Here is a 13,289-nt window from a genome sequence, read left to right on the forward strand (position 1 = left end):
TGTTGACATCAGTAATGGCATGTTATAAGATAAATAATGTCTTATTTGGAGGAATACCCAAGTCCGGCTGAAGGGATCGGTCTTGAAAACCGACAGGGGCTTAACGGCTCGCGGGGGTTCGAATCCCTCTTCCTCCGCCATTATTTTTAAAATATCCAAGACTATATATATAAAGAACACTGTCCACTTTTGTGGGCAGTGTTTTTTGTTGTGAAAAAATATTGTGTTTGAATGTGGAATTGTGCCCGGAGTGGAGATTGAGTTGTAGGGTGGAATATTGCAGGTGGAAATATAGAGGATATCGATATAAGGGTTTTTGTTAGGGACAGAATTCCGAGAAATGTCCGTAAGGGGTGCTGTTAGGGACAGAATTCTGAGAAGTGTCTCTAAGGAGTGCCCATCTAATTACCAGAATTCAGAAAAATGGAAGTTAGCGAACTCTAATTACCAGAATTCGAAATAATGGAAGTTACTCGGACCGGGCTCCAACCTAACTCGCGCATATGTCCAACCTCATATCGTCATGCGTTTATGACAATTTCTTTTGTTTTCACAAAAGGATAACAACTTTGCTATAATATAAGAATATTCTGATAAAAGGTCGTGTCTTAATGAAAGCAAAGGGATTAAATAGAGGAGATGTGGTGGGTGTTGTAGCATTAGCGAGTCCGCCAAACCAAAAGCATTTAAAGAATGGGTTGAAACTTTTAGAAGAAAGATATGGTATTCGGTTTAAACTAGCGAAAAATATAGACCGCGTTCATGGTCATTTAGCGGGAACGGATGATGAACGATTAGATAGTTTGCATGACATGTTAGAAGATGATGAAGTGAAAGGTATTATATGTGCTTGCGGTGGTTATGGTACACCTAGAATTGTAGAACGTATTGATTATAATCTTGTAAAAGCACATCCTAAAATTATATGGGGATACAGTGATATAACATGCTTACATAATGCTATTAGACAACAAACGGGATTGGTAACGTTTCAAGGTCCTATGATCGCATCTGATATAGGCGATACATATAATGAGATTTCTATTGGGAGCTTTGAGCAGTTATTTAATGGTGAAGCTGTGTCTTATCCTACAGATCAATTAACGTTTAAATCGTTGGTTGGTGGTCGCGTTGAAGGAGAAATTGTTGGTGGTTGTTTATCTTTACTTGTTTCAAGTTTAGGAACACCATATGAAATCGACACTAAGGGCAAAATTTTATTTATAGAAGATATTGGGGAAGTGCCTTATAAGGTAGATGGGTTTTTACAACAACTCAAATCTGCTGGCAAGTTAGATGATGCTTCTGGATTTATTTTCGGGCCATTCACAGATAGCGAGCCTAAAAACCCAAAAAAATCTTTAACGATGAAAGAAGTGTTAGATGATTTTATAACGCCATTAAATAAACCGGCAGCATATGATTTGGATATCGGGCATTGCACACCACATTTTGCGATACCGTTTGGAACAGAAGCTACATTAGATGTGGACAAGAAAGTGTTAAATATAGCGTCAGGTGTAATTATAGAATAAAGGGGAAGTTATATGTTTATAACAGATATAAAATACTATAGATATGAAACACCTTTGAAGAAACCTTTTAAAACAGCACTGAGAACAGTAGAGGTTATTGAAAGTATATATGTATTTATTGAAACGAATTATGAAGATGTTATAGGTGTTGGTGAAGCAGTACCTACATATGTTATTACCGGTGATACAAAAGGTGGTATAGAAGCTGCGATTGAAGAGGTCTTTAAGCCATTATTAATTAACCGACCATTAACCAAAGACTTACTAGATGAAATTCATCAAGTCATAGTAGGTAATACAAGTGCTAAAGCTGCAATAGATATCGCACTTTATGACTTATTAGCACAAGAAGCAGAATTGCCTTTATATCAATATATCAATCATAACCCGGGAAATAAATCGTTAGAAACGTGTTATACCGTGAGTTTAAATGATGCTGACGAAATGGTAGAAGATGGTTTGCGATATGTAGAAGATGGCTTTAACCATTTGAAGATAAAAGTGGGTAAAGATGATGTCTCAACAGATTTAAATAGATTACAAGCATTACGATCTTCTTTACCAAGTGAGGTTATTTTAAGTGCGGATGCAAACCAAGCATGGGATGAAAAAGGTGCGCGTCATGCATTGAAACATTTTGATGAAGCAGATTTGAATATTGAGAGTATTGAACAACCTGTAGGGAGATATGAGTATAAGGTACTAGGTGCGCTATCTCAAGAATTCAAAATACCTTTAATGGTAGATGAAGGATTGTTTAGTATACATGATGCAGAGAGACTTGTAGAAGTTGGTGCGACAAATATATGGAATATTAAACTGATGAAGACTGGTGGTATTCATCAAGCTTTAAAAATACATGATATTGCTAAAGGTGAAGCGATACCTTGCATGGTTGGATGTATGATGGAAACACATGTGTCCGTTACGGCGGCTTTACATTTTAGTTTGGCAGCAGAACAAGTGAATCGTGTTGATTTTGATGCGCCTTTAATGGTAGTTGAGCGACAAGTTGAAGGTGGTATTACTTATGAAGGTGCTAAAGTAACCGTTTCAGAAGGTACAGGGTTAGGAATAGATCGTGAATCTTTATATAAGAAGGTGAGCTCATGATTAAATATTGCAGAGTAAATGTCGGAACAATATGGAGAAGCTTTGATAAAGCTAGAGAAATTGATAGAGACGGTATCATGTACCCAGCAGATATTCAACGTTGGTTACTTGAACTTAATTTAGAACAGAAATTATCTTTTACGGAAGATAGTAGAATAGATACGCAAATTCTTTATGGCGAAAAAGTAGAAGTCGTAGAAGAACAAGATGGCTGGAGTTACGTTATCTGTTTAGAGCAACCGTCTAAACAGAATCCAAAGGGATATCCAGGATTTATTCCGACGAGTCAATTAGGTGAGATGAAGGCGTACGATACACATCCGCGCCTTCGTGTTAATGTACCTAAGACGACATTGTTTAATTTAGATTTTACTACGAAACAAATTCTGTCATTTAATACGATTTTACCTATTATTAAGAAAGATGAGCCTTTTATTGAAGTTGATACACTTGAAGGCAAAGGGCTCATTAGTGCGAATGATGTAGAATTCAGTGATGAATCTGGTGCATTTGAAATTGGCACGATGGCAGGTGTCATTGAAAATGCGAAGCGCTTTTTAGACTTACCTTATTTATGGGGAGGGATGTCTAGTTATGGCTATGATTGTTCAGGATTATGTTTCCAAATGTACAAAAGTCAAAACTTCCACATCCCCAGAGATGCTGATGAACAATATGAAGCAATGACGGATATTTCGATAGCATCACATGACTTTTTGCCAGGTGATTTACTGTTCTTCAGTAAACCAGAAGATAAAGGCTTTTTATCACATGTTGGCATATACATGGGAGAAGACATGATGATTCATGCGCCGCATACACCGAAAAGTATCGAAATCATTAAGTTATCAGGTAGTTATTATCAAAAGATATTAGCTAAAGCTGCCCGATTATCAAATATCTAGTATAGATTGAATAATATATGACCCAAATTGGTGAGAGAAATCGATCGCCTTTTTGGGTTTATTTGTGTTGGATAAGAAACAATAATAATATAGCTCGCCTTCATGTTGGATAATACCTACATCATTGACAACGTTGTCGTACTCACCTGTCTTAGTGTAAAAATTAAGCGTATCTTCGTAAAAAGATCGATAGATTGAAACTTTATCGTTTAAATGTTGGTCATTCATGATGTTCATCATGTCTTGATGATGTTTATGTTCTGCAATAAAGCGTAGTATACGAATCATATCTTGAGAATTCGTTGTATTCTGTTTACCTTCACTTATAGCTACTGCATCCATCATATAACGATTTAACTGCGTTTGTTCACATTGCAATGTTTCCTGAATAAATAAGTTAATGTGTTGAAGTCCGAAATGATCGATTAATGTATTCGTTGCCGTATTGTCCGAAACAACGATCATTAAGTAGATTAAATCTTGAACGCTCAGTTGATCGATAGTCATATTTTTTAGAACGCCACTGCCGCCAACTTTATGATTGATTTGAACGAGTGCTTTTCTATCTTCTTGAGTCGTGCTTTCATAAATATAAATCATAATAGGCAATTTAATTAAACTTGCTGATTCAAATATTTTTTCGTGGTGATGGTTTGTGAAAATGATAGAATCTCCTTTTGCAAAATCGAGTGCAACGTTGTCATGATCGATATATTCATGTGTTAAAAAAAACATATGAAAAACCTCCTTTACACAATCATACTACATTATTTATATAATATTAATTGTAAGCCTTTACATACTTGTATATACAAGTTATAATTCAACTAAATAAAGTTAGGGGAGTGAGTTTAATGGCTGTGAATAGAGAAGATGTAAAGCAGATTATTGATGCTATTGGTGGGCAAGACAATGTAAATGCTGCAACCCACTGTGTGACACGGTTAAGACTTGTATTAAATGATGAAAGTAAAGTTAATAAAGATGCATTAGATCAAATAGATTTAGTGAAGGGGTCCTTCTCAGCAAACAACCAATTTCAAATTGTAATTGGACCGGGAACTGTTGATGAGGCTTATGAAATTTTCCAACAAGAAACAGGTGTTGAAGAAAGTTCGAAAGATGACGTGAAGAAAGCTTCTGAGCAGAAGATGAATCCATTTCAACGTTTAATTAAATTGTTGGGTGATGTATTCATTCCAATCTTACCTGCAATCGTAACAGCAGGTTTACTATTAGGTTTAAACAATGTATTAACAGCAGAAAATTTATTTGGCGCTAAGCCACTTGTTGAACAATATGCATGGCTTGCAGACTTTGCAAACATCATTAACGTTATCGCAAGTACCGCATTTATCTTCTTGCCAGCTTTAATTGGTTGGTCAGCTATGCGTGTATTTGGTGGTAGCCCAATTCTAGGTTTAGTATTAGGTCTAATCTTGTTACATCCGCAACTTGCTTCTCAGTATGATTTAGGTGGCGGTAAATCGAGTGAAATTCCTGTATGGCACATATTTGGTTTAGAAATTAAGCAATTAAACTATCAAGGTCAAGTATTACCGATATTATTCGCAACATGGATATTATCTATTATTGAGAAATTCTTAGCTAAACGTGTACATGATTCTATTAAAATGCTTGTAGTAGGTCCTGTAGCGTTATTAATTACTGGATTTTTAGCATTTATCGTTATTGGTCCATTGGCGTTAGAGTTAGGTACGTTAATTACAAATGGTATTAAAGCGATTTTCGAAACTGCTGGCTGGTTAGGTGGCGCAGTGTATGGATTATTCTATGCACCTCTTGTTATTACAGGATTACACCATATGTTCTTAGCGGTAGATTTCCAACTCATGGGAAGTCCTTTAGGCGGCACGTATTTATGGCCAATTGTGGCAATATCTAATATTTGTCAAGGTTCAGCAGCGTTCGGCGCTTGGGTAGTATACAAACAACGTAAAATGGTTAAAGAACAAGGTTTAGCGGCTACATCTGGTATTTCAGCATTCTTAGGTGTAACTGAGCCAGCAATGTTCGGTGTCAACTTACCATTGAAATATCCGTTCTTTGCAGCAATTATTTCGTCTAGTTTACTAGGTGCGTTTATTGGTGCTAATAAAGTGTTAGGTAGCGTAGGTGTAGGCGGTGTACCTGCAATTATCTCTATTCAAAGAGAATATTGGGGTGTGTTCGGTATTGCGACATTGATTGCGGTAGTATTACCAGCTATACTAACGATTGTGCTTTCAAACTTTGCTAATGAAAAAGCTAAAGAAATGGTTCAAGAATAATATATATAAATAAAGGAGTATACCTATATGGCAGTTTCAGATTGGAAGAAGTCCGTTGTTTATCAAATTTATCCAAAGTCATTCAATGATACGACTGGAAATGGACAAGGTGACATACCAGGTATTATAGAAAAATTACCTTATTTACAAACGTTAGGTGTAGATTACATTTGGTTAACACCAATTTATCAATCACCAATGAACGATAATGGATACGATATTAGTGATTATTATCAAATTAATCCTGATTTTGGTACAAAGGAAGATGTCAAAACATTACTAGATGAAGCGCACAGTTTAGGTATTAAAGTGATGCTCGATATTGTGATCAATCACACTTCGACATCTCATAACTGGTTTGTAGAATCTCGCAAGTCTAAAGATAATCCGTATCGTGATTATTATATTTGGAAAGAAGGCACTAAAGAAGAGCCCCCAACTAACTGGGAGTCTAAGTTTGGTGGTAATGCTTGGACTTATGATGAACAAACCGAAAGTTATTATTTAAGATTATTTGATATTTCTCAAGCTGATTTAAATTGGGAGAATGACAATTTAAAGGCTGAAATATATGAAATGATTAATTATTGGATTGATTTTGGCGTAGATGGTTTCAGATTTGATGTCATTAACTTAATTTCCAAAGGTGCTTTCGAAAATTCAACAGCAATCGGTAAAGAATTTTATACAGATGGACCAAAAGTCCATGAGTATTTACAAGAACTGAATAAACAAACATTTGGCAATAAAGACATTATGACGGTTGGAGAAATGTCATCAACAACGATTGATAATTGTATTAAATATACAAATCCAGAACGTAATGAGTTAAGTAGTGTGTTTAATTTTCATCATTTAAAAGTAGATTACAAAGATGGTGAAAAGTGGTCAGATATGAAATTTGATTTTCTTGAACTGAAACGTATCTTAATGGATTGGCAAGTGAATATCGCAAAAGGTAACGGATGGAATGCTATTTTCTGGTGTAACCATGATCAACCTAGAGTCGTAACGAGATTCGGTAAAGACGATACAGAAGCGGAAAGAGTTAAATCTGCTAAGATGCTTGCGATATCATTACACATGCTTCAAGGTACGCCGTATATTTATCAAGGTGAAGAAATTGGCATGACAGATCCAGGTTTCACGGATATTGATCAATATAAAGATGTCGAATCGCTTAATGCATACAAATTATTAAAAGAACGCGGTATGGATGAACAAATGATTATGAAAGTAATAGGTCAGAAATCTAGAGATAATTCTAGAACGCCTATTCAATGGAATGCGCATGCTGAGGCAGGCTTTACAACTGGAGAACCATGGATTGGTATCCCGGAAAATTATAAGCATATTAATGTTGAAGCGGCATTGGAAGATAAAGATTCTATTTTCTATACTTATCAAAAGTTAATACAATTACGTCATGAACACGATGTGATAACGTATGGAGAAGTTGAACCACTTCATATGGAGCATCCAGAGTTGTTCGTTTACAAGAGACATTTAAATAATGAAACTTGGTTAGTTGTTGCAAACTACTCTGATCAAATCGTTGATATCCCAGAAGATATCGATTTAGAGGGTGAAATCATGATTGCAAATAATGATTTAAATGGTAATGCTTTGCAACCATTCGATGCTTTCGTCGTAAAAGTAAGTGGTGACTAATTGATGTTGAAGGTATAGAGGTGAACGCATGAACAAGTATATGAAAATCTACCAATCTATTTGTGAAAAAATTTTAAATGGTGAATATGCTCATTTACAGCAACTACCTTCAGAAAATGAATTAACAAAGATATATTCAACTTCTAGAGAGACTGTAAGGAAAGCTTTAAATTTATTGCAAGAAAAAGGTTATATTCAAAAGTTAAGAGGCAAAGGGTCTGTCGTTATTTATGAAGATGTTATTCAATTTCCAATATCGGAAATGGTGAGTTTTCAAGAAATTAATAAACGTTTAGGACTTGATTATGAAACTAAAGTTGAATTACTTGAGGTTATAGATGCTAAAGATGTTCCTGTCGTTCAACATGCCCTTGAATTAAGAGACCAAGATAAGCTGTGGCATGTCATTAGAACGAGAACGAAAGATGACGCTGTGCATATTATGGATGAGGATTACTTTATATGTCAGGTTATTCCTCAACTCACCAAAGAACTCGCGGCTGAATCCATCTATAAATTTATTGAACAAGAAATGAATGTAGAAATCAGTTACTCGAACAAGTCTATTACATTTGAAGAGATGACGGAGAATGAAATATTATACTTTGGGAAGTTGAATCCGCCTTATACAGCAACAGTTAGAGGTACTGTGTATCTTAATAATGCAGAAAAATTTCAATATAATATTTCAAGACACATCGCGACGGAATTCAAGTTTGTAGATTTTTCTCGCAGAGTGATTCATAAAACACTTTGATTGAAGTAGTTTTTTCTTGCCAAATCGTAACATTTTGTTGTAGTATATATATTGCCGTGCTAAGTGGGGAGGTAGCGGTTCCCTGTACTTGAAATCCGCTTATGCAAGACTGAATTCCTTTGCCGCGGACATATTATTGTGAGGTCTGCCCTCAGCACGTGGTGTCTGAAGACGTCGGTCCTATGCAATACAAACCCATGAATCATGTCAGGTCCGGAAGGAAGCAGCATTAAGTGGATCATTGTATGTGCCGTAGGGTAGCCGAAGTTTAGCTAACGACTGAGGTAACGCTTGTGATGTTTGTTCAAAGCAAAGGTGCACGGTTTTAAATTTTATAAACTTATCAAATTATATATAAATTCAAAAGGGTGACCGCGGTCACCCTTTTTCTAATATCAGGGGGATATTTTATACATGACGCAATTACTAATTGGAACGATTATAGAATCGGAATATGAATTAGCTAAAGAAGTCGTTAAAGCAGCATTCGAAAATGAACGTTATTCTGATGGAACAGAACACGAATTAATCGGTAAAATACGAAAATCAATGAATTATAATGCAGAACTTGAAGTTGTAGCGAAGACAGAATCAGGCAAAGTTCTGGGGCATGCCATGATGTCAGAAGTGACCGTTAGTTCTGATGAAGAAGCGCATACAGTATTAGCGCTTGCGCCAGTTTCGGTTTTGCCAGAGTATCAAAATAAAGGAATAGGGAAAGCTTTAATAGAAGCTTTAGAATATAGAGCTTATGAAAATGGCTATGTCGGTGTAGTCGTACTAGGTCATGCAGCTTATTATCATAAATTAGGTTATCATGCAGCTTCAGAGTTTAATATATACCCACCATTTGAAGTGCCAGATGAGAATTTCATGTTTAAATATTTATGGGATCATCCAACAAAAGAAATTAAAGGCACTGTTCACTACCCAGAAGCTTTTGATAATTAATAATAGGGTGTACCTATTGATTCATGATATAATATAGCCAATATCTTATTAAATTTTGGAGGTGCCACTTTGAACTACCAGGCTTTGTATCGAATGTATAGACCACAATCATTTGCAGATGTTGTCGGTCAAAAACATGTCACAAAAACATTAAGAAACGCCATCCAAAAAGAAAAGCAATCACATGCTTACTTGTTTAATGGCCCACGTGGAACTGGTAAGACAAGTATTGCTAAAATCTTCGCTAAAGCAATTAACTGTACAGAGAATACGAATGGGGAACCTTGTAATGAATGCGCGATTTGTAAAGGCATTACACAAGGAACAAATTCAGATGTCATTGAAATTGATGCTGCCAGTAATAACGGTGTAGATGAAATACGTAATATTAGAGATAAAGTAAAATATGCACCAAGTGAATCTAAATTTAAAGTCTATATTATAGATGAAGTGCATATGCTGACAACAGGTGCTTTCAATGCACTTTTAAAGACACTTGAAGAACCACCAAGTCATGCTATTTTTATACTCGCAACTACTGAACCTCACAAGATACCACCTACTATTATATCTAGATGTCAGAGATTTGATTTTAAAGCCATCCATTCTGGTGAAATAGAAAGTAGACTCGCGTTTGTCGCAGATGAGCAGAACATTACCTACGAAGAAGAAGCTTTGGCATTTATTGCTCAAGTTTCAGAAGGTGGTATGCGAGATGCATTAAGTATCATGGACCAAGCAATCGCTTTTGGAGATGGGCACTTATCACTCGAACATGCTTTGAATGTAACGGGTAGTGTCGATAAAGCGGCTTTAAATGCTTTGTTTAATGACATGGTGGCTAAAGATATTAAACAAGCTTTTACTAGGTATCATGAATTTATATCTGCTGGTAAAGAAGTGAATAGACTTGTAAATGATATGATTTATTTCATAAGAGATTCAATTGTCGCTAAGACTACTGAACAAGTTGAAGACGACCACGCACTGAATCAAGTAGACTTAAATACAATGTACAAAATGATTGATTGTATTAATGACACATTAGTTTCAATGAGATTTGCAATTAACCAAAATGTTCATATAGAAATACTAATCGTTAAGTTAACAGAATTAATTGATCAGAATAATAGTGGACAAACAGCATCTGTCAGTTCAAACCAAAACGCTGGCTCTAGTGAAGTGATGGATAAAATTCAACAACTTGAAGCGACGATTCAGCAGCTAGCTCAAAACGGTGTAAGTCAAAAGGCTAAACCAGTTGAAAATAAACAAAATATCTCTCGTAAACAATCTAAGCATGTCTTCTCTATTCGACAAATCGAACGTGTGCTTAACCATGCTAACCGTGATGACTTGAATTTACTTAAGGAAAAATGGCAAGCAGTAATTGAATCGGTTAAAGAGAAAGAACAAAGAGCGCTAGTCAGTCTGCTCTTAAACTCGGAACCTGTTGCAGCAAGTGAAGATCATGTGCTCGTTAAATTTGACGAGGATATTCATTGTGAAATCGTGAATAAGAATGATGAAAAAAGAAATCATATCGAAGCGATTGTATGCGAGATCGTAAACAAGAATGTAAAAGTTGTTGGCGTACCAAATTCACAATGGTTACAAGTTCGTCAACAGTATATTCAATCTAAAAAAGCGAATACGGCTCAAGGTGAAGTTGAGCAAGAAGAAAAGCCGGAAGAAGCAGATGTTGTAAAAAAAGCTCAAGAGTTGTTTGGTGAAGATACCGTACATGTTACGGATGAGTAATACATGACATCGCCTCTAAAGGCATGTATAATAAATATGACAAAAATTAATAACCTTAAATGTATAAATTAGAAATTAGGAGGACGAAATTATGCGCGGTGGCGGAAATATGCAACAAATGATGAAACAAATGCAAAAAATGCAAAAGAAAATGGCTGAGGAACAAGAAAAGCTAAAAGAAGAAAGAATTGAAGGAACAGCTGGTGGCGGAATGGTTACAGTTGTTGTATCTGGTCATAAAGAAGTATTAGACGTTATCATTAAAGAAGATGTAGTAGACCCTGAAGATATTGAAATGCTACAAGATTTAGTATTAGCAGCAACAAATGACGCTTTATCTAAAGCAGATGATGTAACAGCAGATCGTTTAGGTAAACATACAAAAGGTCTAAACATTCCTGGAATGATGTAATGATGTTCTACCCAGAACCAATATCTAAACTCATCGATAGCTTTATGAAATTACCGGGAATAGGTCCGAAGACTGCACAACGTTTAGCTTTCCACGTATTAGATATGAAGGAAGACGACGTTGTACTTTTTGCCAAATCTCTTGTAGATGTTAAGAGAGAACTGACTTATTGTGAAACTTGCGGACACATTACGGATGTTTCGCCTTGTCATATATGCCAAGATAAACAAAGAGACCGTTCAGTTGTGTGTGTTGTTCAAGATTCTAAAGATGTCATAGCTATGGAAAAAATGCGTGAATATAAAGGGTTATACCATGTATTACATGGTGCGATATCTCCAATGGAAGGTATTGGACCTGAAGATATTAATATTCCTTCATTATTAGAACGATTGAAGAATGATGAAATCGAAGAAATTATATTAGCGACTAATCCTAATATAGAAGGTGAATCAACAGCAATGTATATATCTAGACTCGTTAAACCGATTGGTATTAAGACAACTAGACTAGCACATGGTCTACCAGTAGGTGGAGATTTAGAATACGCTGATGAAGTAACACTTTCGAAAGCTATAACTGGAAGAACAGAAATTTAATAATTATAATTGAGGCTGGGACAATGAAGAATGTCTCAGCCTCGCTTTCATTCAACTAATAATATAGAAAGAAGTGTAACTATGATAAAAGACACAGCATTAATATTAGAAGGTGGCGGAATGAGAAGTATGTACACAGCAGGTGTGCTAGATTTCTTCATTAAGAAAGATTTATATTTTAAATATAATATTGGCGTTTCTGCCGGCGCATCTATGGCTGCAAGTTATATATCTCGACAATTTAGACGCAATCATCGTGTCACAACTAAATACATTAAAGATAAGCGCTATATTTCGCTATCAAATTATGTAAAAAATAAAGAGATATTTGGTATGGACTTTGTGTATCATCATATACCAACTTACTTGGAACCTTTTGACTTTGAAAAGTTTGATCAAGCAGAGGAAGAGTTTGTTGTTGTAACGACAGATTGTGACACAGGAGAAGCGGTTTATTTCAATAAGAAAGAAACAGAAGGTTCTTTATTGACTGCTCTAGAGGCAACAAGTTCTTTACCAATGATGGCCAACCCAGTTCAATATAAAGGTCATACTTTATTAGATGGTGGTATCGTCAATCCTATTCCAATTGATAAAGCAATTGAAGAAGGGTATAAGAAAAATGTTTTGATTTTGACAAGACCGAAAGGCTATCGCAAAAAACAAAGTAAATTTTCAAAAGTATTCAGATTGAAAGCATATCCTAAAATAAATCACTTAATGGCAATTAGATATAAACATTATAATCAGACTTTAGAATGGATAGAAGCGGAAGAAGAGAAAGGTAATTTGTTTGTTATCAGACCTTCTGATTCATTATCTGTTGATAGAATCGAGAAAAACCCTAGAAAATTAGATGCTTTATACAAACAAGGATATAAAGATGCTGAAAAAATATACGATAAATTAAAAGAATATGTTGAGAATTAAGCTTATTTGAGAGTATTGAGTGTTTTGGTGTAATTTTTATGCTTGAGTAAAGGGTATTTAGCGTGTATAGTTATATCTTGTGAGCGAGAGATAAATAAAACATCAAAACACTTTGAAAATTAATTTTAAAAAGTTGTTGACTTCGAATTAAGAAGTGTGTATAATATTTTCTTGTGAGACAAAATGAACATTGAAAACTGAATGACAATATGTCAACGTTAATTCCAATAATTGAGTACTAAAAGTACTTCAGAGTGATTGGCTTAACCAATTAAAAATGAGCTTATCAAGCTTACTTCTTTTATGGAGAGTTTGATCCTGGCTCAGGATGAACGCTGGCGGCGTGCCTAATACATGCAAGTCG

The 13,289-nt window shown here is 35.3% G+C and carries 12 protein-coding genes, 1 tRNA gene, 1 rRNA gene and 1 other RNA gene; 14 read left to right on the forward strand and 1 reads right to left on the reverse strand.

From position 1 onward, the window contains the following. Positions 1–47: 47 nt before the first annotated feature. The 4 genes from LQ611_RS12120 to LQ611_RS12135 all read left to right on the forward strand — a co-directional run bounded on the left by LQ611_RS12120 (position 48) and on the right by LQ611_RS12135 (position 3,553). A tRNA-Ser gene (locus LQ611_RS12120) sits at positions 48–140 on the forward strand. Between the two features lie 471 nt (positions 141–611). After that, the gene (locus tag LQ611_RS12125) at positions 612–1,535 is read left to right on the forward strand and encodes a S66 peptidase family protein (protein ID WP_239709596.1); all 924 of its coding nucleotides are present in this window, start codon (positions 612–614) and stop codon (positions 1,533–1,535) included. A 12-nt stretch (positions 1,536–1,547) separates the two neighbouring features. After that, positions 1,548–2,648 carry a dipeptide epimerase gene (locus tag LQ611_RS12130; RefSeq protein ID WP_107565113.1) on the forward strand — a complete coding sequence of 367 codons (1,101 nt, stop codon included), beginning with the start codon at positions 1,548–1,550 and terminating at the stop codon, positions 2,646–2,648. Further along, positions 2,645–3,553 (forward strand): C40 family peptidase, encoded by a 909-nt coding sequence (locus LQ611_RS12135; protein WP_239709597.1) that lies wholly within the window; start codon positions 2,645–2,647, stop codon positions 3,551–3,553. The genes LQ611_RS12130 and LQ611_RS12135 overlap by 4 nt, the downstream gene beginning before the upstream one ends. On the opposite strand, the gene LQ611_RS12140 is transcribed toward LQ611_RS12135, so the two are convergent. After that, entirely contained in the window at positions 3,542–4,288 is a 747-nt protein-coding gene (locus LQ611_RS12140) for a serine hydrolase (protein ID WP_107565111.1), read from the reverse strand. The genes LQ611_RS12135 and LQ611_RS12140 overlap by 12 nt on opposite strands. A gap of 119 nt (positions 4,289–4,407) precedes the next feature. Here LQ611_RS12140 and treP point away from each other — a divergent pair, with 119 nt between their 5' ends. The 10 genes from treP to LQ611_RS12190 all read left to right on the forward strand — a co-directional run. Beyond that, positions 4,408–5,844 (forward strand): PTS system trehalose-specific EIIBC component, encoded by a 1,437-nt coding sequence (treP, locus tag LQ611_RS12145; protein ID WP_025906102.1) that lies wholly within the window; start codon positions 4,408–4,410, stop codon positions 5,842–5,844. 27 nt (positions 5,845–5,871) lie between these two features. Continuing rightward, the gene (treC, locus tag LQ611_RS12150; RefSeq protein WP_239709598.1) at positions 5,872–7,515 is read left to right on the forward strand and encodes an alpha,alpha-phosphotrehalase; all 1,644 of its coding nucleotides are present in this window, start codon (positions 5,872–5,874) and stop codon (positions 7,513–7,515) included. Between the two features lie 28 nt (positions 7,516–7,543). After that, positions 7,544–8,272, forward strand: a complete 729-nt coding sequence (treR, locus tag LQ611_RS12155) for a trehalose operon repressor (protein WP_025906098.1) — start codon at positions 7,544–7,546, stop codon at positions 8,270–8,272. 54 nt (positions 8,273–8,326) lie between these two features. Next, positions 8,327–8,595, forward strand: an RNA gene (gene ffs / locus LQ611_RS12160) — signal recognition particle sRNA large type. Positions 8,596–8,686: 91 nt separating this feature from the next. After that, complete coding sequence (locus LQ611_RS12165; protein WP_025906097.1) at positions 8,687–9,223, forward strand: GNAT family N-acetyltransferase; 537 nt, start codon at positions 8,687–8,689, stop codon at positions 9,221–9,223. Between the two features lie 69 nt (positions 9,224–9,292). Next, entirely contained in the window at positions 9,293–10,984 is a 1,692-nt protein-coding gene (gene dnaX, locus LQ611_RS12170; protein WP_239709599.1) for a DNA polymerase III subunit gamma/tau, read from the forward strand. 91 nt (positions 10,985–11,075) lie between these two features. Next, the gene (locus tag LQ611_RS12175) at positions 11,076–11,396 is read left to right on the forward strand and encodes a YbaB/EbfC family nucleoid-associated protein (RefSeq protein ID WP_025906093.1); all 321 of its coding nucleotides are present in this window, start codon (positions 11,076–11,078) and stop codon (positions 11,394–11,396) included. Positions 11,397–11,398: 2 nt separating this feature from the next. Further along, positions 11,399–11,995, forward strand: a complete 597-nt coding sequence (gene recR / locus LQ611_RS12180) for a recombination mediator RecR (RefSeq protein ID WP_025906091.1) — start codon at positions 11,399–11,401, stop codon at positions 11,993–11,995. A gap of 81 nt (positions 11,996–12,076) precedes the next feature. Continuing rightward, entirely contained in the window at positions 12,077–12,925 is an 849-nt protein-coding gene (locus LQ611_RS12185; protein WP_078104518.1) for a patatin-like phospholipase family protein, read from the forward strand. Between the two features lie 300 nt (positions 12,926–13,225). Continuing rightward, positions 13,226–13,289 (forward strand): 16S ribosomal RNA (locus LQ611_RS12190); the annotation flags it as partial.

The sequence above is a fragment of the Mammaliicoccus sp. L-M44 genome (assembly GCF_022386355.1).
GTDB lineage: Bacteria > Bacillota > Bacilli > Staphylococcales > Staphylococcaceae > Mammaliicoccus > Mammaliicoccus sciuri_A.

Bases quoted from the DNA above. Each gene is read 5' to 3' on its own strand.
- LQ611_RS12130 (WP_107565113.1), top strand. From the start codon at position 1,548: ATGTTTATAACAGATATAAAATACTATAGATATGAAACACCTTTGAAG.
- treP (WP_025906102.1), top strand. From the start codon at position 4,408: ATGGCTGTGAATAGAGAAGATGTAAAGCAGATTATTGATGCTATTGGT.
- LQ611_RS12140 (WP_107565111.1), bottom strand. From the start codon at position 4,288: ATGTTTTTTTTAACACATGAATATATCGATCATGACAACGTTGCACTC.
- LQ611_RS12135 (WP_239709597.1), top strand. From the start codon at position 2,645: ATGATTAAATATTGCAGAGTAAATGTCGGAACAATATGGAGAAGCTTT.
- LQ611_RS12165 (WP_025906097.1), top strand. From the start codon at position 8,687: ATGACGCAATTACTAATTGGAACGATTATAGAATCGGAATATGAATTA.
- LQ611_RS12125 (WP_239709596.1), top strand. From the start codon at position 612: ATGAAAGCAAAGGGATTAAATAGAGGAGATGTGGTGGGTGTTGTAGCA.
- LQ611_RS12175 (WP_025906093.1), top strand. From the start codon at position 11,076: ATGCGCGGTGGCGGAAATATGCAACAAATGATGAAACAAATGCAAAAA.
- treC (WP_239709598.1), top strand. From the start codon at position 5,872: ATGGCAGTTTCAGATTGGAAGAAGTCCGTTGTTTATCAAATTTATCCA.
- LQ611_RS12185 (WP_078104518.1), top strand. From the start codon at position 12,077: ATGATAAAAGACACAGCATTAATATTAGAAGGTGGCGGAATGAGAAGT.
- recR (WP_025906091.1), top strand. From the start codon at position 11,399: ATGTTCTACCCAGAACCAATATCTAAACTCATCGATAGCTTTATGAAA.
- treR (WP_025906098.1), top strand. From the start codon at position 7,544: ATGAACAAGTATATGAAAATCTACCAATCTATTTGTGAAAAAATTTTA.